The sequence below is a fragment of the Flavobacterium sp. ACAM 123 genome (genome assembly GCF_000264055.1).
Lineage (GTDB): Bacteria > Bacteroidota > Bacteroidia > Flavobacteriales > Flavobacteriaceae > Flavobacterium.
The window spans coordinates 1-23,072 of sequence record NZ_AJXL01000047.1 but is presented as its reverse complement, the minus strand read 5'-3'; the positions used below and the strand labels follow the sequence as shown (position 1 = coordinate 23,072).

At 35.3% G+C, this 23,072-nt stretch carries 20 protein-coding genes and 2 tRNA genes; 13 read left to right on the top strand and 9 right to left on the bottom strand.

All coding sequences use genetic code 11. The features are described from left to right. The first annotated feature begins 50 nt into the window (after positions 1-50). Together A3SG_RS0110240 and A3SG_RS0110235 are read left to right on the top strand one after the other, a co-directional pair. Positions 51-1,979: a hypothetical protein gene (locus A3SG_RS0110240; protein WP_016989930.1), complete on the top strand. Its 1,929-nt coding sequence runs from the start codon at positions 51-53 to the stop codon at positions 1,977-1,979. Between the two features lie 185 nt (positions 1,980-2,164). Further along, positions 2,165-2,250 (top strand) — tRNA-Leu (locus A3SG_RS0110235). Positions 2,251-2,540: 290 nt separating this feature from the next. Here A3SG_RS0110235 and A3SG_RS0110230 read toward each other — a convergent pair. Beyond that, the gene (locus A3SG_RS0110230) at positions 2,541-3,800 is read right to left on the bottom strand and encodes a DUF819 domain-containing protein (RefSeq protein WP_016989929.1); all 1,260 of its coding nucleotides are present in this window, start codon (positions 3,798-3,800) and stop codon (positions 2,541-2,543) included. 361 nt (positions 3,801-4,161) lie between these two features. Next, a complete protein-coding gene (locus A3SG_RS0110225) occupies positions 4,162-4,662 on the bottom strand; it encodes a DUF456 domain-containing protein (RefSeq protein WP_016989928.1) in 501 nt (166 codons plus the stop codon). A gap of 463 nt (positions 4,663-5,125) precedes the next feature. Between A3SG_RS0110225 and A3SG_RS0110215 the strand changes: the two genes are divergently transcribed. Next, on the top strand, positions 5,126-5,602 hold the full coding sequence (locus tag A3SG_RS0110215; protein WP_016989926.1) for a hypothetical protein: 477 nt from the start codon (positions 5,126-5,128) through the stop codon (positions 5,600-5,602). Positions 5,603-5,718: 116 nt separating this feature from the next. Here the strand turns inward: A3SG_RS0110215 and A3SG_RS0110210 are convergent, their stop codons facing one another. Both A3SG_RS0110210 and A3SG_RS0110205 read right to left on the bottom strand, forming a co-directional pair. Beyond that, positions 5,719-6,831, bottom strand: coding sequence for a glycosyltransferase family 2 protein (locus A3SG_RS0110210; protein WP_029596731.1), 1,113 nt, complete (start codon positions 6,829-6,831; stop codon positions 5,719-5,721). 10 nt (positions 6,832-6,841) lie between these two features. Next, positions 6,842-7,825, bottom strand: a complete 984-nt coding sequence (locus tag A3SG_RS0110205) for a lysylphosphatidylglycerol synthase domain-containing protein (RefSeq protein ID WP_050979829.1) — start codon at positions 7,823-7,825, stop codon at positions 6,842-6,844. 987 nt (positions 7,826-8,812) lie between these two features. Here A3SG_RS0110205 and ruvC point away from each other — a divergent pair. The 7 genes from ruvC to A3SG_RS0110160 all read left to right on the top strand — a co-directional run bounded on the left by ruvC (position 8,813) and on the right by A3SG_RS0110160 (position 13,454). Next, entirely contained in the window at positions 8,813-9,367 is a 555-nt protein-coding gene (gene ruvC / locus A3SG_RS0110190; protein WP_016989921.1) for a crossover junction endodeoxyribonuclease RuvC, read from the top strand. 69 nt (positions 9,368-9,436) lie between these two features. Then, entirely contained in the window at positions 9,437-9,787 is a 351-nt protein-coding gene (locus A3SG_RS0110185; protein ID WP_016989920.1) for a four helix bundle protein, read from the top strand. Between the two features lie 86 nt (positions 9,788-9,873). Next, entirely contained in the window at positions 9,874-11,007 is a 1,134-nt protein-coding gene (gene hemW, locus A3SG_RS0110180; RefSeq protein ID WP_083832432.1) for a radical SAM family heme chaperone HemW, read from the top strand. A gap of 165 nt (positions 11,008-11,172) precedes the next feature. Next, positions 11,173-11,346, top strand: a complete 174-nt coding sequence (locus A3SG_RS23130; protein ID WP_410500996.1) for a GxxExxY protein — start codon at positions 11,173-11,175, stop codon at positions 11,344-11,346. 145 nt (positions 11,347-11,491) lie between these two features. Then, positions 11,492-12,253 carry a cyclase family protein gene (locus tag A3SG_RS0110175; protein WP_016989918.1) on the top strand — a complete coding sequence of 254 codons (762 nt, stop codon included), beginning with the start codon at positions 11,492-11,494 and terminating at the stop codon, positions 12,251-12,253. Positions 12,254-12,263: 10 nt separating this feature from the next. After that, complete coding sequence (locus A3SG_RS0110170; protein ID WP_016989917.1) at positions 12,264-12,629, top strand: MmcQ/YjbR family DNA-binding protein; 366 nt, start codon at positions 12,264-12,266, stop codon at positions 12,627-12,629. A 114-nt stretch (positions 12,630-12,743) separates the two neighbouring features. After that, positions 12,744-13,454 carry a PH domain-containing protein gene (locus A3SG_RS0110160; RefSeq protein ID WP_016989915.1) on the top strand — a complete coding sequence of 237 codons (711 nt, stop codon included), beginning with the start codon at positions 12,744-12,746 and terminating at the stop codon, positions 13,452-13,454. Positions 13,455-13,714: 260 nt separating this feature from the next. Here the strand turns inward: A3SG_RS0110160 and pckA are convergent, their stop codons facing one another. Together pckA and A3SG_RS0110150 are read right to left on the bottom strand one after the other, a co-directional pair. After that, entirely contained in the window at positions 13,715-15,316 is a 1,602-nt protein-coding gene (gene pckA, locus A3SG_RS0110155; RefSeq protein ID WP_016989914.1) for a phosphoenolpyruvate carboxykinase (ATP), read from the bottom strand. Between the two features lie 75 nt (positions 15,317-15,391). Further along, a complete protein-coding gene (locus tag A3SG_RS0110150; protein WP_029596730.1) occupies positions 15,392-15,784 on the bottom strand; it encodes a DUF423 domain-containing protein in 393 nt (130 codons plus the stop codon). Positions 15,785-15,984: 200 nt separating this feature from the next. Here A3SG_RS0110150 and A3SG_RS0110145 point away from each other — a divergent pair, with 200 nt between their 5' ends. After that, on the top strand, positions 15,985-17,352 hold the full coding sequence (locus tag A3SG_RS0110145; RefSeq protein WP_016989912.1) for a saccharopine dehydrogenase family protein: 1,368 nt from the start codon (positions 15,985-15,987) through the stop codon (positions 17,350-17,352). 67 nt (positions 17,353-17,419) lie between these two features. Here A3SG_RS0110145 and A3SG_RS0110140 read toward each other — a convergent pair whose 3' ends face one another. The 3 genes from A3SG_RS0110140 to A3SG_RS0110130 form a co-directional block, all read right to left on the bottom strand. Then, positions 17,420-18,859 (bottom strand): M56 family metallopeptidase, encoded by a 1,440-nt coding sequence (locus A3SG_RS0110140; protein WP_035663789.1) that lies wholly within the window; start codon positions 18,857-18,859, stop codon positions 17,420-17,422. Further along, positions 18,856-19,230: a BlaI/MecI/CopY family transcriptional regulator gene (locus tag A3SG_RS0110135; RefSeq protein ID WP_016989910.1), complete on the bottom strand. Its 375-nt coding sequence runs from the start codon at positions 19,228-19,230 to the stop codon at positions 18,856-18,858. The genes A3SG_RS0110140 and A3SG_RS0110135 overlap by 4 nt, the downstream gene beginning before the upstream one ends. 809 nt (positions 19,231-20,039) lie before the next feature. Beyond that, positions 20,040-21,428, bottom strand: a complete 1,389-nt coding sequence (locus A3SG_RS0110130) for a dipeptidase (protein ID WP_016989909.1) — start codon at positions 21,426-21,428, stop codon at positions 20,040-20,042. A 110-nt stretch (positions 21,429-21,538) separates the two neighbouring features. Here A3SG_RS0110130 and A3SG_RS0110125 point away from each other — a divergent pair. Continuing rightward, positions 21,539-21,620: transfer RNA gene (locus A3SG_RS0110125), tRNA-Leu, on the top strand. Between the two features lie 432 nt (positions 21,621-22,052). Beyond that, positions 22,053-22,439 (top strand): recombinase family protein, encoded by a 387-nt coding sequence (locus A3SG_RS19655; protein ID WP_016989908.1) that lies wholly within the window; start codon positions 22,053-22,055, stop codon positions 22,437-22,439. Positions 22,440-23,072 lie beyond the last annotated feature (633 nt).

Sequence of the window (23,072 nt, the reverse complement as noted above, 5' to 3'; positions counted from 1 at the left end):
ACTGTACTTTTAATTTTACAGCGATTTAAATACAATTTTATAAACCCAGCATGAAAAATTTCACTCAACATAGAATCTTTAGGATACAATGGCCGGCCATTGTAGTGGGTATTTTATTTTTATTACTGAAACAGGAAATGCAGGCACAATACATTTCTAATAACGGCGCTTTTGTTTCTATTTCAAGTGGTACAGTTGTTAGCGTAGACATTATAAATAATGATAATGCCACAACTATAACTAATGAAGGAATTGTTACTATGAATACCTTTAATAATGCAGGAACTACCCAAGGGGATGGTACTTACAATATTGCAGGAGATTTTACAAATACAGGGACGTTTTTTAGCGGTACAGGTACTGTAAATATGAATGGGACACTGGCACAGAACATGACGCTAGCAGTTTCTATTTTTAACAATCTAATAATCGACAATCCAGTAGGGGTTAGTCTATATTCTACTCAAACAATTACAAAGAATCTTACTATTAATTCAGGTAAAATATTTAAAATTGAAGCAGATAAAACCCTAACGGTTAATGGACTTATCGCAAATTCTGGAGGAAATGCAGGTTTAGTTCTAAAATCAACCGCTGCAGGAACAGCTTCTCTTATTCATAATACAGACGGTGTACCAGCAACAGTGCAGCGCTACATTAGTGGCGCTGCAGAAGACTGGCACTTTCTTTCCGCTCCAGTATCCGATCAAGTGATTGCAGGTTCTTCTTGGGTACCTAAAGGTAGCTACGGGACAGGGAATGTACTGACCGGGACTGGATATGATATGTATATTTGGAATGAACCAACACCTTGTTGGACTTATCAATTAAACGCTACTGTTGTACCTACTTGGCCATTTATTCATTCATCGCCTAATTTTATGCAGGGTCGGGGATATTTATACTCTACCCAAGCACTTAATCCAACGAAAGAGTTTAGAGGATTGTTAAACAATGGACTAGTTAGCATTCCAGTGACAAGGATAGGACCTTATCAAGGTCCTGATATAAATGATGTTAGAGGGTTTAATTTAATCGGCAATCCATATCCTTCTTCTATTGACTGGAAAGCAGGAACAGGATGGGCGCGTACAAATCTAGTTTCTAACGTGGGTGGAGGATATGACATGTGGATATGGAATCCGGCGTCAAATAATTATGGCGTTTATAATTCTACGGGAACTATAGGGACTAATGGGGTAACACAATATATTGCACCTACGCAGGGATATTTTGTAAGAGCGGCAAGTAGCGGAACTGTTAGTTTGACAAATGCGTCACGAGTTAACGATGGTGCTAGTAACTGGTTAAAAATAACAAGCGGTAAGGGTACTATCAATAACTTAAAAATAAGAATCGCATCGAATGAAGGTCATGGTTATGATGAGGTTTTACTTCAGTTTGGTTATCCAACAAATGAAGCTGGTGCCTTAAAGCTTTTTAGTCGAAGTGAATCCGCACCTTCAGCTTACCTAAATGATTTAAAGAAAGATTTATCAGTTAGATACTTAACGGATACAAACGAAAACTCACAAGTGCCATTGCAATTCAAAGCAGGAAAAGACGGTAATTATGCAATTAGTATTGGAAATGAAAGTACTTCTTTCGATGTTCTATTACTCGAAGATAAAAAAACAAAGACAGTATCTGATTTAAATGTAAATCCAATATATCAATTTAAAGGAGCAATTAAAGATGCTACAGACCGATTTGTACTTCATTTTGCTCCTATAACTGCGGAGTTGGTGAATTTACCTGCCGTTATTTATTATGACGGAAATGAAATTAATGTGGACTTAACTTTGATAGAAGAACAAACAGATATTAAAATCTATGATATGTTAGGGAAATTGCTTGTAGATAAAAAAGGGGAAGGTAAAATGATCCATCGCTTTACTATAAGTCCAAAAAATGAGGTATTTATCGTTTTAGCAAGTAGCAAAGGAAAATATATCAGTCGTAAGGTTTTGGTTTATTGAAAGTGTTAATAAGGAATTCAAGTGAGACAGGAGTAACGTGTACTACCTGTATCAATTAATTGTTTTTTTATTGAATAGAACGCACTCAAGTGAGTTATTATCCTACCATAGCTGCGATGGTAGGCCAATGCGGTGAAAATCTCTATCTGTATGGTTTTATCGAAGCTTCGGTGTTGCAACATCAGGCTCGGATGGTGAAATTGGTAGACACGCTGGACTTAAAATCCAGTGAATAGCAATGTTCGTGCGGGTTCAAGTCCCTCTCTGAGTACAAAGAAACTTCATTAGGCGTATGCTTAGTGGAGTTTTTTTATAAAATAGATTTGGTTAAAGCCACTTCCTGTTGTTGAACAGTTTTTTTTAGAAGAGGCGGTTTTGCGTGAGGGGTAGTAGCGGTATCCTTTTACAAAGCGATAGCGGAGTAAAAGATATAGCGTATAACCCGACCCTTTTGGGTCACGCCCAAGTTATAAGACCGCTTTAAAGGGTAATTATGTTGCTTGTTCCTTAGAATTAGCTGATGAAACCCTTTAAATTGCTAGTCTCTAGTGCTGGGAATCCTTAAGTGATAATTTGGAATACTTCGTGGAGTAACAAACCGCAAGCATAGGCTCCGTAGGTTCCCACGGCATAACCCAGAACAGCAAGCAATACGCCCACGGGAGCTAAAAACGGGCTAAATGCTGCAGCTACTATGGGCGCAGAAGCGGCACCACCAATATTTGCTTGACTTCCTACTGCCACATAAAAGAAAGGGGCTTTAATGATTTTAGCTACAATTATCATTACAATGATATGTGTGGTGATCCAAATAACTCCTACTAAAAATAATAAGGGATTGTCAAAAATAGCACCCAAGTTCATATGCGTTCCTATTGTTGCCACTAATATGTATAAGAATACGGTACCTATTTTTGAAGCGCCATAGCTTTCTATCTTTCGTACTTTGGTAAAGGATAGTAAAACGCCCGCTGTTGTAGTGATAATAACCAGCCAGAAGAATTCATTCGTAAAAGAATACTTTTCTAATGCCGGATAGTTTTCTTTAAAAAACGGAGCTATTATATCAGCTAAAAAATGTCCTAAACCGGTCAGGCCAAAAGCGACCATGAGGACTATCATTATATTATTAGTGGTTAGTGGTGTTCTTTTACCCGCTTGTTCTTCTTCCAGTTTTTTTTCTAATTCGGCTATAGGGGCATTATCGGCCTTTAGCCATTTGTCAATTTTATCTGATTTTTGAGCTCCATAAAGCAAAAATCCCATCCATAAATTGGCAACCAGCACATCTACTGCGATCATTTGGGCAAACATGCTTTTGCTTGCACCAAATACTTCTAGCATGGCGGTTTGATTTGCGCCGCCACCAATCCAACTTCCTGCAATTGTTGATAGTCCTTTCCAAACTTCTTCTCCATTTGATAAAGCTACTTCAGGATAGAAGCTACCTACAATGTATAAGGCTAATGGACCGCCTATTATAATACCTAAAGTTCCAGCCAAAAACATAATAATAGCTTTGCTTCCTAGTTTCTTTAATGCAGCAAAATTGATACTTAAGGTAAGTAATACTAAACTTGCGGGTAATAAATACCGAGAGGCGATGTTGTATAGACTTGAAGTCTCTCCTGATATAATGTTGAAGGTGTTGAAAAGTGCCGGAATGAAATAGCACAACAAAACAGAAGGGACTATCCCATAAAATTTCTTAAAAAAAGGTTTGTCACTGGACGAAGTGATAAATATTAAACCTAATATAGTCATAAGAATACCTAGCACTACTGCATCGTTAGTTATTAGGGGAGTTGGGTTTTCGATCATTATTTTTTGGTTTGTATGGTTTTGATAAGCAAATCTCACATTTTGTTTTTACTTACTGAACCTATTTTCTAGAACTTTTTGGAGCCGCAATAACTTAGATAAATTCCAGTTGCTATTTGCCTGGTCGGTATACCGTTTTGATGTTTTTTAATGTACTTGGACAGTGGTTTATTTTAGATAGTTCAGTTGCTTTTGGTAAACTTAACTTTTCTACATTTAAAAAACACTACATTCATTTAATATATACGCTCAGGAAATAAGAGTAGATAATTTTTTCAAAAGAAAGGGCATTAAATAGTAAAGAAATAAATTGTGTTTTCTTTTCTGGTTTTCCTAAGTCAGACGTTTGAGAAGTAAAACCTTAAAATAATACTTCTTTATAGCGCCAAACCAGACTAATATATAGGCCTAAAAACAACACGCATACTAAAAACTGCATAAACGTGGAAGCTAAGAACCCAATAAAAGATCCCGTAGCAGCTTTCCAAGCACGTTTGTGGTTTTTACTATCATGCACCAGCTCGCCTATAAAAGCGCCTGCAAAAGCACCGATAAGAAATCCAAACGGCACCGGACTAAGAAGACCGAGAACCAGTCCGATATTTGTTCCCCAAATACCATAGGAACTTCCTCCGAATCGTTTCGTCCCTCTAGACGGGATTACATATTCTAATATTGAAATGATGAGGGTAATCAATAAGGTAATACCAAGAATCCAATAATTTGCTGGAACTGCAGTTGTAAAATAGAGGAGCACTAAGCCTAACCAACTTATAGGCGTTCCAGGCACCACGGGAAGAAAACTTCCTATAATACCAATAAGCATACAGCAGAAACCGAGAATTAAAAGCAACGCATCCATAAATTATTTTTTAGTATTTTTGAAAAAAATAAATACAAGAGTTATTTGTCAAACGAATAGAAGAAATTTTGCTATCCTTTTTTTATAATTTTCCTTATTAATGCTACTTTCGCTCAAGGAAACTATAAAGCGATGCACACGTGATGGAAAGAATATAAAAATAAAATAGAGCAAAAGTATAGAATTTTTAGATAAAAAATTTTGATCGCTTCTTTTACGGGTTTCAGATAGAAAAGCAACAGTAAATTTAATCATAACAAAGGACGTGTTTCATAAATACACCATTTAAATTACTGCTTTTTCAGATCGAGTGGGGATTTTGTACCCAGACCAGAAGGAAAGTACTGAAGCAAGTACGAAAAAGTGGTTTGCTGATAGCGATGAAGATTATTGGCTTTCGAAAGAATGACAAAGATAATAATTGTATTTTTATGGAATATTATGCCAATTCAAAAACAAAACATTGAAGCACTTTTACTTTTTTTTAGTATTCTTACTCTTTAACTCCTGTCAATACTTCGAAAAGCAAGTACCTTCGGAAAAGGAGTTACTGCAAAAAGAATTGAAAGCAATCAATTGGAAAGAAGTTGATGAGTATCCTTCTTTTGTTGATTGCGAAAAATTAGACAACAAAATGCAGCGTCAGCAGTGTTTTTTTGAGTATATGACAGAATTAATTCAGCAAAAGTTGAGCAGCGATACTCTCTCTATTTTGTACCCTGAATTAGATACCATTGAGGTCAAGGTGACCATCTTCTCTGATGCAAAAATGAAATTTGAACCGCAATTTTCTAAAGATTCGGTTGCTTATAATACTATCAAAATCGACAGTATTCTGAATGCCAGACTGATTGATTTCCCTAAAGTAAATCCAGCCATCAAACGAGGAATTCCTGTAAAAACACAGTTTATACTTCCAGTCATTCTTAAAGTAGAGTAGTTTTTAGGAGCTATTTCCGGCTTTCGCTTTTATCTCGCTTTGTTACACTGCGCGAGGATATCAGCTCTATCCTGGCTAGGGATTTAGCGGTTTCATCAACAATAGTTTTCAAAAATCTAGAACTTTCGGCCTTTCCATTCGTATTTCCCAATCAAACAATACAAAGCAACAGTCACACTAAAAAAAGGATAGAGCAAGCTACTTAAAAGTAAATACTGCATTTTAGTTGTCGTCAAAAAAGAATGCGATTTATATATTAAAACAGTATCAAAGGCGAACTTAACTAGAACTAGCACAGAGATAGTCAGTAGCGAGAATAAACCCAGAATCCATAATCCAGAACCCACAACAATACTTAAATTCCCAACGAAAACGACCAATCCAAGAAACTGCCCAAAAGTACTTTGATAAGAAGTCGTCTTTGATGCCCAACGAACTCTTTGGTAAAATAAGGCTTTCCAGTTATCCAGAGGCTTAGTAACAACAATGTTGCTTTTTGATTTTACATAATGTACATGATTTGGAAATCGCGCTATCGCTTTTTGCAACAGGAAAACATCATCTCCGCTTGCGATGCTATCATTCCCTTCAAAACCATTCAGCTTCTCAAATAATGATTTCTTGTAAGCTAAGTTGGCACCATTACACATAAAACCTTTTTTTATTCCAAAACTGCCTATAGTTGCTCCTTGCAGGCTCGCTAAATCCAGCTGTTGGAAATGATGTAAGAACGTATTTTTACAATCATACGTTACGGCACCCACTACCATCGAAACATCGTGCAGCTGAATGTAATTGTCCAATAGTAGCAGCCAGTTTTCTGGAACGACGCAATCTGCATCAGTGGTGATGATCCAGTCGCTGTTGACAAAAGGAATAGCCGTGGAGATCGCATCTTTTTTTGGAGAATTCGAAACTCTATTGTTGTTTATAATTCGAACGGCGAAGCTGAAATCGGAAATCGGAAACTGGTCTTTAGAAAAGTCGTCGACCAAAATAACTTCAAAGCGTTCCTTTGGGTAATTTAACTTAGAAAAACTGTCTAAAAGTATAGGCAGGTTGGCCGCTTCGTTTCTAAAAGGAACTACGATAGTGAATCTTGTCCGGATAGCTATCGGAATAGGCGCTAAGCCAACAAATTCAAAAGAATTAATTTTTGTAAAACCATAGCTAAGCCACGCAATAACAATCACATAAATCACTAAAATAAGGATCAAAATAAATAGCATAAACACTTTTTTAGGTTTCGTATTCCTCTCCTTTTGACAGTGTCGAAGCGTCGCGAGGGGTCAGGATTTTAAAATTCAGTACATAATAACTTCCTATGATAACCGGTAGGACCACATTAAGAAACCACATTAAGGTCGAAATAAAAACTATAATCCATTCGTTGACGCCCAGAATACTAAAGAAATAAATAGCCACACTCCCTTTTACAGCAAAGTCTAAAAACTGAAATGTAGGTAAGGAGGAGGCCATAAAATAAACACTGGTTATGGCTGCCATAACTGTCAAATAGGGCAAATCTACATCAAAAGCCAAAAACAAAAAATAGTATTGATGCGAAAAAAGCAGGTAACGGCAAACGGCCAGAACTATATTTTTCCTATGAATGGATTTTGGGATTTCATTAATTTTATGAAGTAACTTTTCTATGGAATACCCTTTGATTGTAAATTTTTTCAGAAAAAAAGAGACAAGAAACAAGAGTAAAGTTACACCAAAAAGTAACGCCACTGTTTTTGTCGTAATTACATTGAATTTGGCATTAAAATACAGCAAACCAAAAACCCCAAAAATCACGGTCAATATCATTTGGATTCCATTACAAATCAAGTTTAAAAACAACACTTTTTTGGTAGCTGATTTATCAAAGAACATGGCTTTGCCTGCATATTCCCCAATACCATTTGGAGTAAATACTCCTGCTGTCAAGGCAGCGAGAACTTGTCTTGTTGCTTCTTCTTTAGGGATTTTATAGAGGAAAGAAACTAGATTCTGCCATTTTAAAATTTCGAAAAAATGATTCAAGACGCTTAATAGCAGAATGAAAATAATTCCGGGAACCGACTGATTTTTCTTGAACAAAATAATGAACTTCTCCCAATCGAGGGCATCGCTATTCGCCAGTTGATTGTAAATAAAATAAAAGGCAGCCCCTACAATCAAAAGTTTGATTAGAAGTACGAGGAATTGCTTAGTTTTGTGAGGAATCGAAATCATTGAGACAAAGAAAATGAAATTCATTTTGGTATCCTAATGGACACAGCAGGCCTGAAAAATGTAACTTAAAGAGCTATAGATTCAATTATCAAATTTTAATAAACCTCAAAATGGTTTAAGTCTGCGCGATTTATGGAATAATAATACTAGGCGTCTTTAGCTTTATTGATGTTTTTGAAAGAATCAGTAATAAATACCAATAGTCTTATTAGTAGAATTATAATTCCTGCAAATAGGAATATTTTTTTAAAAATGTCATCTTCTTTAAAAGCGGAAATTCCAACTATTATAAAAATTATCCCTAATGGTATAGTGCCGAATTTTTTTAAATTTTTCATGATGTGAAAATGTTTTGTTCGTTATAATAGGTATATTATTTCTTAAAATGTTACAATAGATTCAATGAGATTAATTTAAGTATCACTCTTAGTTATTTATAAGAAACGACAAGTTCTAAACTATTAGATTCTGCTATTTTTTAATTTCGAAAAAAGGATTCAAGACAGGCAAGAGCAGCATCAAAACTAGTCTGTTAACCGATTGATTTTTCTTGATTAAAAAAATACACTTCTCTCAATCGAAGGTATCGCTATTTGCCAATTGCTTGTGAATAAAATAAAAGACAGTTTCTACAATCAAAAGTTTGATTAGAACTGTGCGGAATTGCTTAATTTTGTGCGGAATCAAAATCATGATGGTAAAGAAAAGAAAACTATTGTGAAAATACTATTTTCGCAAAGATTTGCAAAGTTTATGTGTAATGAAAAATTTATTCCAAATAGATTCACAAAGAGAAAGCAAAGTGTCGCAAAGATTTTAAATTAGTTTTGCGCATCTCTGAGGCTGTTTTGTGTGACTCTTTGTAATGAAAATAAAATATTCCGCAAAGCTACGCTAAGATTTTAAATTGATTTTACAAGTTTAAGCGTAGCAAAAAAGCGCTTTGTCGCTGTGCCTTCGTGGCAATAAAAACGTACCAAAATAGAAATGGCAAACGAACGCATCATATTAGGAATTGACCCCGGAACAACCATAATGGGGTTTGGATTGATACGAGTTATCAATAAAAAAATGGAATTTATGCAACTCAATGAGTTACAGTTATCCAAGTACGACAACCATTATCAGAAGTTGAAACTCATTTTTGAGCGCACCATTGAGCTAATCGATACCCATAATCCAGATGAGGTTGCTATTGAAGCCCCTTTCTTTGGGAAAAATGTTCAGTCGATGTTGAAATTGGGACGGGCGCAAGGTGTGGCTATGGCTGCAGCACTTTCGAGAGACATTCCCATTACTGAATACGAACCTAAGAAAATAAAAATGGCCATTACCGGAAATGGAAATGCTACTAAGGAACAAGTGGCCAAGATGCTACAACAACTTTTAGGGCTAAAAGAATTACCAAAAAACCTCGATAGTACTGATGGATTAGCGGCTGCTGTTTGTCATTTTTTCAATTCAGGAAAGGTAGTTGGAACGAAAAGCTACACGGGCTGGGATGCTTTTGTGAAACAGAATGAAGAGAGAGTGAAGAAGTGATCAGTATTCAGATTTTTAGTGGTCAGTCGAACTCGTTAAAAAAGCAGTAATCAGTTTATAAATGTAATTATGAGATTTCAAAATTTATTAGCTTACAAGAAATCATTTGCATTAGCAATGAAGATTTTTGAAATTACAAAAGCATTTCCAAAAGAGGAAACCTATTCGTTAACGGATCAGATTTGGCTATCATCTAGAAGTGTTCCAGTCACAATGACTGAAGCATATAGAAAAAGAATTTACCCAAAACATTTTTATAGTAAATTAACTGATTCTGACGGAGAAAACTCAGAAACACAAGTTTGTTTAGAATTTGCTTTGTCTTGTATGTATATTTCAGAACCAATTTATAACCAATTTATTTCAGAGAGCTTAGAAATAGGAAAGCTTAATAATTATATGATTTTAAGCCCTGAATAGTTTGGAGTCACAAAAAGCAATTAGCAGATACATCTGAACATTTTTTTACGGCTGAATACTAATAAACTGAACATTGAATACTAATTATGAGTGGAATCTACATACATATCCCTTTTTGCAAACAAGCCTGTCATTATTGTGACTTTCATTTCTCGACTTCGATGAATAGGAAAGAGGAGATGGTTTTGGCTTTGGCCAAAGAAATTCAAATGCGCAAAAACGAATTTCAAAACGACACAATAGAAACTATTTATTTTGGTGGCGGAACGCCTTCGGTATTGACTTCAGAAGAAATTAATTTTCTGATTGATGCGGTTTATGAGAATCATGAGGTGGGAGAAAACCCAGAAATCACGCTCGAAGCCAATCCGGATGATTTGTCCGGTGAACGAATATTAGAATTGTCAAAAAGTAAAATCAACCGCTTGAGTATCGGGATTCAATCGTTCGTCGAAGATGATTTAAAGATGATGAATCGGGCGCATAATTCGGTAGAAGCCCAAAAATGTTTAGAAGAAGCGATTAAGTATTTTGATAATATTTCACTTGATCTGATTTATGGAGTTCCTGGGATGAGCAATGAAAAATGGAAGCAGAACATCGAAAAGGCCCTTTCTTTTGGGGTGCCACACATCTCGAGTTATGCTTTGACGGTCGAGCCTAAAACGGCCATGAGTAAAATGATTCAAACCGGAAAAATGGAAGCGCCAAAAGACGACGTGGCTCAGGAACATTTTATGATTTTGGTTGAGACACTGGTTTCAAAAGGGTTTGTTCATTATGAATTATCAAATTTCGGTAAAGAGAATTACTTTTCAAAAAACAACTCCGCCTATTGGTTGGGAAAAAAATATATGGGTATTGGGCCTTCAGCGCATAGCTATGATGGAATTTCGAGAAGTTGGAATGTGTCGAACAACATCATTTATTTGAAATCGATTCAAGAGGAGAAGTTGCCAAATGAAATAGAAACCCTATCAGAAGCCGACCGTTATAACGAATATATTATGACAGGCTTGCGAACCATTTGGGGAGTTTCGTTAGACAGAATTCAAACTGAATTTGGTCAGACGTATATGGACTACCTCCATAAACAAGCTCAAAAATTTATGGATGATAAGTTGCTTTTTGTAGAGAATGGTATTCTAAAACCCACTAAAAAAGGAAAGTTTCTGACGGATGGGATAGCATCTGATCTATTTTGGGTAAATTTGGAATAATAACTTAACCGCAACGTAGGCGAAGATTTGCGCAAGGTTCACAAAGTTTTATTTATAACTGAAAATGAATTATCGAAACTTGTGTTTGATTGTGCTTTAAAAGGGCACAGAGCACTTGGTTCTGGGCTTTTAGAAAGTGCCCATGAAGAATGTTTGTAGTGTGAACTGAAAAAATCTGGTGTAGACGTTGAAAAACAAAAGCCACTGCCTTTGGTTTATGAAGAGGTTAAGTTAGATATTGGGTGCAGCATAGATATTATTGTTGAGAACAAATTGATTTTGGAAATAAAATCAGTAGAAGTATTAATCGATATTCATTTTGCTCAATTATTGACGTAGTTGAAATTGACTAATTGTAAATGAGGTTTACTAATCAATTTTAATGTTGTCTTAATAAAATATGGAATAAAACGAATTGCAAATAACCTTTAGTAATTTATTGCGAACTTTGCGTAAACCTTTGTGCCCTTTGCGGTTAAAAACTATGATAGCAACTATAGACAATTTTCAAGTGGACTTATCAAAACCTATTGATATTTCAATTCCTCTATCAAACACAGATGCAAATCCAATTGCCTGGTATGTTGAAAAGCCGGAAATTGAACCTGTTCGTTTTGGGGAGTGGGTTGGTAAGGTATCTTCTGGGATGTCATCTACTAATTTCAATACTATTATTTTTAATCCCCATGGACATGGAACCCACACGGAATGTCTGGGTCATATCACACGCGATTTTTATAGTGTCAACCAATCCTTGAAACAATTTTTCTTTACTGCTGAACTGGTCTCGATAGAACTGGAAGACCAGCATGGAGATTTTATTGTAACCAAAGAGGCGCTTGTTCGTACTTTAGAGGGGAAATTCCCTGAAGCAATTGTGATACGGACGTTGCCAAACGATTTGGATAAATTATCCAGAAAATATTCCCATACGGATCCTCCTTTTCTGGCTGAAGACGCAGCATTGTATCTTCGCGAGAGCGGAATACAACATTTGCTGATTGATTTGCCAAGTGTAGATAAAGAAAAGGACGAAGGAAAACTTTTAGCACACAAAGCCTTTTGGAATGTCACTGACGTGAATAATTTAAATCCGGATGCACGATTAGAGGCTACGATTACTGAAATGATTTATGTTCCAGTCGAGATTCCAGACGGTAGTTATTTACTGAACCTGCAAATTGCTTCTTTTGAAAATGACGCTAGTCCCAGTAAGCCCGTTTTATATGCGGTTGTAAATAAATAATTTCGAGGGAATGAATTTAGAAGCCTATTATGATTATTGCCTGGCAAAAAAAGGAGTGACAGAGCATTTTCCTTTTAACGATGATGCTTTAGTATTTAAAGTGGGAGGGAAAGTATATGCTTTATCCTCGCTTAAGCAGTGGGAAAATGGAGAGCCTGTTGTAAATTTAAAATGCGATCCTGAGCGTGCACAGGAATTACGGATACTATATGAGGGAATTGTACCGGGTTTTCATGCGAGTAAAAAGCATTGGAATAGCGTTTCTGTAAATCAAGATGTTCCGGATATATTGGTCAAAGAATTGATAGATCATTCGTATGAATTAGTATTCAAAAATTTAATAAAGAAAATTCAAAATGAAATCTCAAAATTATGAAATTAGGTATTACTTTTGCTAATCAATTCGCGCACGGCTTTTTAAGGGATGACGTATTTGAATTTAGTAAGGCAGAGTGTTCAGTAGGGAATAAGAGATTTTGAAATAAATAACATGAAAGAACAGATTAAGAAATTTTTAAACGAAGAACAAGATCCTAAAGCCATTGAAAAAGTCACTTCAAAGCTGAATGATCTGTTGATGAAAAATGAAGAAATTGGTTATATAGCAGTTCAGAAGAAACCAGCGCTCACCGTTTTTCCAGATAGTATTGTTATGACAAACAAACGAATTATAATTTGTCAACCTAAAAATCTGGGTCTTTCTATGGATTTTATAGATTATACTTGGGATCAAATTGAAGGTGCTTTTGTCAAAGAAAACATCTTGGGATCGGAGTTTTCTTTTTCGACCAAGACAGATATGACCGTTTCTATAGATTATATCCCGAAAATTCAAGCTAGAAAAATCTATACTTATGCTAAGGAGCAGTTGGATATTCTGAAAAATGTCGGAGGTTCAAATGCGACGGTTATGGAAGATTTTTCAGTTGATTCTACGGAGGAATTTGAGATTATTGAAGTAGTCGAAACAGAAGAAGTGACCAGCTTTACTGAAATAATGCCTATCACTCCGCCACCTTACACTATTAAAAACGATGCTCTTGACACTCCATCTGATATTTTGAAAGAAAATGGATTAGCGGTATTATCTCAAGATGAACTTTTCGAGAAATTACAGAACTATAAGAAACTACTTGATAACGGTTTAATCCTTCAAGGGGAGTATGATATTTATAAAAAAGAGATCTTGAGTTTTATGTAATATTAAACGAATTTATGTTTTAGTCCAAATCGTCTCGGTATTCGTAAAACATTGTGTGTAAAAAAGTTAATAAGAGTAAAAACTATATCGTCGTGATTGATTCATTAAGTTCGCTTTCAGTCAGATGAGGTGATTTAAAGTTTAGCGATTAGAAATCAATACGATTATAAGTCCTCGATTAATAAATTTGTAGGAGGTTATTAAAATCAAAAAGAGCTGCCCTATTGGAACAGCTCTTTTCTTTTTGAATTATAATTAACTTATGCGTTAGGTGCGCCCGCCATTATTTCAGGGTTTGCAAATTCTTCAAATTTGGCAAAATTAGCTTTAAAGTTTTGAGCTAATTCTATTGCTTTTTGGTCATATAATGCGGCATCTTTCCATGTTTTGCTAGGATTTAATATATCACTAGGGACATCAGGACACGATTGAGGTATAGCAAGTCCGAAAACAGCATGGTCTTTATATTCTACCGCGTCTAATTCTCCGTTTAAAGCTGCAGTAATCATGGCACGTGTGTATTTTAATTTCATTCGGCTACCTGTTCCGTAAGCCCCACCAGTCCATCCCGTGTTGATTAACCACACTTTTACATCTGCTTCTTTGATTTTTTTACTCAGCATTTCAGCGTATCTTGTTGGGTGAAGTGGCATAAATGGCGCCCCAAAACAAGCAGAGAAATTAGGTTGTGGCTCTGTAACCCCAGCTTCGGTTCCAGCAACTTTTGCAGTATAACCAGAGATAAAGTGGTATGCAGCTTGACCAGGTGTTAATCTTGAAATTGGAGGCAAGATTCCAAATGAATCTGCAGTAAGAAAAAATATGTTTTTAGGGTTTTCACCAATAGAACTCGGTTGAATGTTATCAATATGGTATATTGGATAACTAACTCTTGTATTTGGTGTTATGGAGACATCTTCAAAGTCAACTTCGTTTGTACCCTCTTTAAAAATTACATTTTCTAATATGGCTCCTTTTTTAATTGCTCTAAAGATATCTGGTTCGCTTTCTTCAGAGAGATTGATTACTTTGGCATAACATCCACCTTCAAAATTGAAAACAGTATTTTCACTAGTCCATCCATGCTCATCGTCACCAATCAATTTTCTTTTTGGATCTGCCGATAAAGTTGTTTTTCCAGTTCCTGACAAACCAAAGAAAATGGCTGTGTCTTCTTTATCTCCAACGTTAGCACTACAATGCATCGGCAATGCATTCTTGTTGACAGGCAAAATGAAATTTAATGCTGAAAAAATTCCTTTTTTCATTTCACCAGTATATCCTGTACCACCTACAAGTGCAATTTTTCTTGTAAAATCTAATATGGCAAAATTGCTTTGGCGTGTACCGTCAATTGCAGGGTCTGCCATGAAACTTGGAACACAAAGTAAAGTCCACTCCGGAGTGAAGTCTTCCAGTTCTTTTTGATTGGGTCTCAAAAACATGTTGTAGCAAAATAAATTTGCCCAAGGCGTTTCTGTAACAACGCGAACATTTAATCTGTAATTAGGATCAGCGCATACATAAGAGTCTCTCACGAATACTTCTTTTTTAGATAAGTAAGAAGTCACTTTTGTGTACAATGCTTGAAAAGCAGCAGGATCAAAAGGAATATTCACTTTCCCCCACCAAATTTGATCTTCAGTAATACTGTCTTTAACGATAAATCGATCTAAAGGCGAACGTCCTGTGTATTCTCCGGTGTTAATAGCTAATGCACCAGTCGAAGTTTCGATTCCTTGGCCTGACGCTATTGTCATGTCATGTAATTCGTTGGCTGATAATTGATAATGAATCTTTGCGTTTTCGATTCCTAAGTCTTTCAACGAAATCGATTGCGTAAACGGTATGTTATTATTCATAAAATTATGTATTGTGTAGTTAAATTATTCGAAAGCAAAAGTAGAGCTAATATTTTATATACCATTTAATTATCCTTATTTTGTTGTCTTTTTCTTTAAAAAGTTCAAAAATAATATGCCCCAAGCCACTATAAGCAGTAGTCCGCCGATAGGAGTTACAAAACCAATTGCTTTGAAGTCAAAGGAAGTTAAATTGTTTGTGGCCAATAAATAAATGGATAGAGAAAATAAAATGACACCAAAAACCACTAAATAATAGATAGCTTTTTTTGCTTTTTCACTTAGGTCTGTCAGTAGTGCGATAAGGATTAAAAACAAAGCGTGGTACATTTGATAGCGTACGCCGGTTTCAAATGTAATTAGTTGTTCGGGTAGTAGTACTTTTTTTAGGGCATGCGCGCCAAAAGCACCTAATATTATGGCGATTATGCCAAAAAGCGCTCCCGTGGAAATTAATTTCTTATTCATTATGAGTATTTTTATCCATGTAAAAGTATTCCTTATCGACCCAAAATAAAAGATTTTTTGATGAATAGTTTGAGTCTTTTTCGTTAAAAAAAGAATTGAGTTTGTCTTTTTGTTTTGTTGAAAAGACGGTGTAGTTTTAACAGCTAGCATTTGTTATAAATACAACAATTACATACATTTGTGTTATATTTACACACACTATGAGAATCATTTTAATTATTGGTGCAGGTCGATCAGCATCCTCGTTGATACAATATCTTTTAAACAAATCAGAAAAGGAGAACTTACACCTCGTTATAGGTGATTTATCATTGCCTTTAGCCCAAAAGAAAACGAACAATCATCCTAATGCCACTGCAATCGCTTTAGATATTTTTGATGCGAGTCAAAGAAAAGAAGCGATTGAAAAAGCAGATATCGTTATTTCGATGTTGCCAGCTCATTTGCATATTGAGGTAGCAAGAGACTGTGTTGTTTATAAAAAAAACTTGGTTACCGCTTCTTATGTTAGCGATGCCATGCAAGAATTGGACGAAGCTGTAAAAGAACGCAATTTGATTTTCATGAATGAGATTGGTTTGGATCCCGGAGTTGATCACATGAGTGCCATGAAAGTCATTGATGAAATAAGTGATAAAGGCGGAAAAATGCTTTTATTCGAATCCTTTTGTGGGGGTCTTGTTGCCCCGGAGTCAGATACAAATCGTTGGAATTATAAGTTCACTTGGGCGCCTCGTAATGTGGTACTTGCTGGACAAGGGGGGACGGCTAAATTTATTCAGGAAGGAACGTACAAGTATATACCGTATTGCAATTTATTTAGAAGAACAGAATTTCTTGAAGTAGAAGAGTACGGTCGCTTTGAGGCTTATTCTAATAGAGATTCATTGAAATACAGAAGTGTTTATGGTTTAGATGACGTATTGACTTTATATAGAGGTACAGTGCGTCGTGTCGGTTTTTCAAAGGCGTGGAATATGTTTGTTCAACTGGGAATGACGGATGACGGTTATGTGATGGAAGACTCTGAAAATATGAGCTACCGCCAATTTGTTAATTCGTTCTTGCCGTATCACCCAACAGATTCGGTTGAAATTAAGACCCGCTTGATTTTAAAGATTGATCAGGATGATATTATGTGGGATAAACTGTTAGAATTAGATTTATTCAGTAGTACAAAAATAGTTGGTCTTAAAAATGCGACACCAGCGCAGATATTAGAAAAAATACTAATTGATAAGTGGACGTTGGAACCGGACGATAAGGATATGATAGTGATGTATCATAAATTCGGTTACGAATTAGATGGAGTTAAAAAACAAATCGATGCTAAAATGGTTTGTATTGGGGAAGACCAGACCTACACTGCGATGGCAAAAACAGTCGGTTTACCAGTTGCAATGGCAACCTTACTTATATTAAATGGAAAGATTACCACGCCCGGAGTGCAACTTCCTATTCGTAAAGAAGTGTATCAACCAATATTAAAAGAGTTAGAAGAATATGGTGTTGTTTTTAAAGAACAGGCGATGACTTATTATGGTTATAAGCCGGATAACACGAAGTAGATAATAGTTTTTAGTTTGTAGTAAGATAGATCCGCTTCTTAAAGAAGCGGATTTATTGTTTTAAAATTTATTTTTTCGTTTGAATCTGAATAGGTAAACTATATTCTACTCTAACCGGTTTACCATCAACGGTCCCTGGAATCCAATTGGGAGATAATTTTAAGACACGAATAGCTTCCTCTCCAGTTCCATATCCTATATCTTTTAAAATCTTTAATTCAGAAAGTGAGCCGTTTTTTTCTACAATAAAAGTAACATATAGATTTCCTTTTATTTTGTTGTCTGTTACTTCTTTTGAAATTTTGAAATTTGCGCCTACAAATTCGTAAAATTTAGACATCCCTCCAGGAAAAGTAGGTTTGGTTTTAGTATCCTGAACGTTGTAAGCCTTCTTGTTTTCCTTTTTGTAAATACTCAATTCAACCGACTTAGGGCCTTTTGCTTCTTTGAGATTTTTATCCTGCTTGCTTGTTGCTGGAGGTGGAGGAGGTGGAACATTTCTCGTCTGTTGATCGTTAAGTTGGTTGAATTTCTTTTCGGCTACAATCGTTCCTTTTTCATCCTTGATTTTGAAAATAGTATTTTCAAAATACTTCTCCATTCCGGTAAGTTGAGTCTTCGTCTGTTCAGCCTTTACTACTTTTTGTTCTTGGGCTACTGTTTTTACGCATACGAAGAAAATAAGTCCGGACAGTATGGGTACTAATACTGTTTTTTTGAGCAGCGCTCTCGATGCGGATGTCGTTTTAGTCATCATAATTAATCGTTTTTTAGTTACTGAATAGTTTAAATTACTGGCCAAGTAATACGTTGAGCTCGCGTTTGCCTTAGAAATTAGTAAATTCTGGTAAAAGGGAACATTATGGTGTGCTTTCACTACTTTCTCGTCAGCAAGGAATTCGTGATTGAGTTGGATTGCTTTTTTATAAAAAATGAAAATAGGATTGAACCAAAAGAATACTTTTAGCAGCTCGATAAACAACACGTCTAGCGTATGTTTTTGGGTTACATGTATTAATTCGTGAGTGTATAATTCTTTTTCAATTTTTCTAGTGTGATACGCTGCTTTGTTAATAAAAATGGTGTTCAAGAAAGTATAAGGCAAGGTTTTTTCTTCTAATAAAACCAGATGCGAATTTTCATAATTAACAATAGGATTTGATTTTGCTTTTAAGCTCAATTTGCGAATGTTGCTGAAAAAGCGAAATAATAATATGGAGGTTGTCACAGTATAGATAGTCCAGATGGCGACTAAGCCATAATTAGTTTTTGCGTGTACAACAGCCATAGTTCCTGCTTCTATTTTAATGCCGTTTTGTTTTAGCAGCGGAGCGGCTATTTCCTGAATTACTTCGATGGTGATAAACGGAATCGTGAATGAAAACATGAGACTAAACAAGAGGTAAAACCTATTGAACTGGTGCATTTTTTCTTTCTCCAATGCTAGATGGTATACGGATAAAAGAACAAACAATGAAACGGTTGATTTAAGGAGGAAGTCTATCATGTTTTCTTTTTTTGAATGGCGTTATCTACTATTTTTTTGAGTTCTTCTAGTTGCTTTTCAGAAAGATTGGTCTCATTAGTAAAGAAGGAAGCAAACTGTGAAGCAGAATCGTTAAAGAAATTCTTTATCAATCCGTTAACGTGTTTAGAGAAATACGCTGTCTTGGGTACTAAAGGGTAATACTCTCTAGAGTTTCCAAACTCGGTGTAGGCCACAAAATCTTTGTCTATCATCCTTTTTAATAAGGTCGCCACGGTAGTTGTCTTGGGTTTGGGTTCGGGAAATGCTTCGAGTAGATCCTTCATAAAGGCTTTCTCTAGTTTCCAGAGGTGTTCCATTAGTTGTTCTTCGGCGTTAGTAAGCTGTTGCATTTTTAGTTGTTTTAGTATTTTTACTTTCGATAAATGGAATACTGATTTTTATTTTTTTTTATTGTTTTCTTCAGAGATTAAATCTCCTTTACGATACTCGCGCCTCGTCTTTAATTTGCCTTTGTTGTCATAATATTTCCAAGTTCCAGAATAATACCAATGAAGTTGTTTTTCTTCTTCTATTTTGGTTCTCCCTTTTGCTTGGGTTCTTCTATTTTGATGATAGAACTTGGTTTTGCAACCTTTCGAACGGTACTTTTCTTTCTTGATTAACTTGTCATTTAAATAATAACGCCATTTTTTTTCGGGATTATTATTATTATATTTCCCAATAGATTTATAATGGGCACTATCTATGGAATATCTTTCTATCCAAAGGCCTTCTCTTTTTTATTCTACAGTTTGATTACTGCGTTTTACGTTGCAGGATAACAGACTTAGGATACATATTAGAAGGACAATTGGTTTTTTCATCTGTTTGTGTTCTACAAAAAAAGACTTAGCTCTACAAATGTAGAGTAATATTTCGAATAAACAATTTTTTAGTGTAAAATAGTTGTTTAGTAGGAAGTTGCGTTAAGGATAGTAGTGGAAATCCTTATTTGTTTTTACAAATAAGATTGTAGCGGATAGCCTGACCTTGTTGTAGAACGGGCGTTTGGGTCGGAATAGATCGTAGTACAACGAGGAAACGCCCAAAAAAAATCCGCTCAATTAGAGCGGACTATTTATTTTTAAAAGTGTTATTGATACTTTTTTGTTCTGTTTCTCTTCTCAAAAAAACTCGAACTTACGGTATCTATGAAATATTACTTTGATAGTTCTACAAAATATTTGTAAAACAACGGGATAGTTTCGATTCCTTTAAGGTAATTGAAGATTCCGAAATGCTCGTTTGGCGAGTGAATGGCATCGCTGTCTAAACCAAAGCCCATTAGGATGGTTTTGCTTTTTAATTCTTTTTCGAATAAAGCGACGATAGGAATACTTCCACCAGAACGAACAGGAATCGCCGGAACACCAAAAGTCTCCGTATATGCCATATTAGCAGCCTTGTAACCAATGCTGTCAATAGGGGTTACATAGCCCTGACCTCCATGATGCGGAGTCACTTTTACAGTCACCGAATCAGGAGCGATACTCATGAAATGCTTCGTGAACAATTCAGTGATCTGTTCCCATTCTTGGTTGGGTACTAAACGCATGGAGATTTTAGCGAACGCTTGACTTGCGATAACCGTTTTTGCCCCGGCGCCAGTGTAACCGCCCCATATTCCGTTCACGTCTAATGTGGGACGAATGGAGTTTCTTTCGTTAGTCACATACCCTTTTTCGCCGTAAACGTCTTTTAGGTCGAGCGCTTTTTTATAGTTTTCTAAGCTAAAAGGAGCTTTTGCCATTTCGGCTCTCTCCTCAAGAGATAATTCTTCGACATTGTCATAAAAACCAGGAATGGTAATGTGATTGTTTTCGTCATGAAGCGAAGCAATCATTTTTGCCAAAATATTAATTGGATTGGCAACTGCACCACCATATAAGCCGGAATGTAAATCACGGTTTGGGCCTGTAACTTCCACTTCGACATAACTTAGCCCGCGAAGACCGGTTGTAATAGAAGGCTGTTGATTAGAAATCATTCCAGTATCTGAAATTAAGATCACATCATTTTTAAGTTTTTCGGTATTGTTTTCAACGAAGGTTTTCAGGTTGACACTTCCTACTTCTTCTTCTCCTTCAATCATGAATTTCACGTTACAAGGCAAAGTATTGCTTTGGATCATGTATTCGAATGCTTTCACATGCATGTACATTTGACCTTTGTCGTCACAAGCACCACGTGCAAAAATGGCTCCGTCAGGATGAATATCAGTAGTTTTAATCACCGGTTCAAATGGGGGAGAAGTCCAAAGTTCCATTGGATCTGCCGGTTGTACATCATAATGACCGTAAACTAATACCGTTGGCAAGTTTTTATCAATTATTTTCTCCCCATAAACAATAGGGTAACCGTCAGTTTCACAGATTTCTACGAAATCACATCCTGCTTTCTCCAGGCTTAGCCTTACTACTTCGGAAGTTTCAATTACATCTTGCGAGTAGGCTGCATCAGCACTTACCGAAGGCATTTTTAATAACTCGATTAACTCGTTGATAAAACGGTCTTTATTTTCTTGTACGTATGACTTTATATTTTCCATTTATTCCATTATTTTTAGTCCTTCAAAAGTACAAAAAATAGAATGAAAAATTTTTTTCAAAAATTGCTTTGAATGTTGGAAGATATAACTATATTTGCACCCACAATTACGCGGATATGGTGAAATTGGTAGACATGCCAGACTTAGGATCTGGTGCCGCAAGGCGTGTAGGTTCGAGTCCTATTATCCGCACATTAAACAACTCAATTATCTTATTATTAGATAGTTGAGTTTTTTTTTAGGAGTTGTCCGAACCATTTTAGTTTTTTTTCAGTAGGAATCATTTATTACAATAGTTTAAAATAATAAAAAAGTAATTATTGTTTATTAATGCTTAACAGCTAGTTAGATATTTATTAATACGATTAATGATTCTTGGTGCGATTATAGGCCTGATAATCGCATAACCGAGCTAACGTTTACTGCAATATAACAGCTAAATTTCCAACAAAAAAAACTTTCTTAACGAATGTTTAACTCCTTGTGATAGAGTAGAATATTGTTTAGTTCTACGCAGCGCTATTTCTATTTATTTTGATTAAAAACAACAATAAAATCGCTTTGCAAAGCATTATAATTTTGTCTTATTTAATATATTTGTATTAAATTTAATACTGAATATAAATGAGAGCAGTTTATAAAATTGTTGGCGAAATTGAAGATATAATATCAAGTCCTGAAAATGCTGTTGAAGATTCAAAAGTCTACACAGATTTAAGCAGTGGTCATTTAAAATTTACTGATAGACCGGAAGGAAATAAGTTAATGCTAGAAATTGAGAATGGCATTGTCACAGAACTATATGTCTATTCAATTGACAGATTTGGAAAGAATGCTAGAGATATTTTAAGTACAATTAACCTTATTACCTCCAACGGTTGCAATGTTATTGCGGAGAAAGAAGGATTACAAATGTTAATTGATGGGAAAGAAAATCCAATCGCGAAAATGGTGATTGGTATTTTGTCCACATTGTCAGATAAAACACCTAAAGAATGGAAAAATTATTAAGCATGTAATAGTGCTTTGCGAATGTTTCACTTCTAAGGTAAATAGAGGTACGACATTTTAAGCATAATTTTAATCTAATTATCATTGAAAAAGTTTGTAGTGTATTGTTTGTCAAGTGGCTTTGTGGTTTTTTAGCCCGTGGAATATTATAATTGATTAATAGAGTATGTTGTACATTCTTGTAATAATTTGATTTCTCGTTTTTAGAGCAAATTATTTTCGGTTCTCCGATTATCAGAGTTCCGGAGATTTATTTTGTTGTTAATTTAAAATTAGGCTTTTTTTGCTAAAGTATTTAGTTAACAATCAAATCCATCTGTTATTAATTATTACTTTCTATTAATAGATAATGCATCTTGTAAATTTTATAACAATATTGTAAGCTTTCATAAGAGTTTACAATAAGGGTGGGGTTTGGTTCTTCTTCGAAGTAAAGATATTGGTTTTTTTCAGAATTGACGGTAACAGCTATTTCAAAGTAATCTACTAGAAAATCAGAAGGCATATATTTAAGATGATCATAGATAGAAATCATAGCTGCTTAGGTGATTTGTAAAGTTCTTCCTTTTTCTTTTTAGATCAAAGCTGCTCCCTTAGGATTGAGTCCTATTATCCGCACAAAAAAAAGCTCTC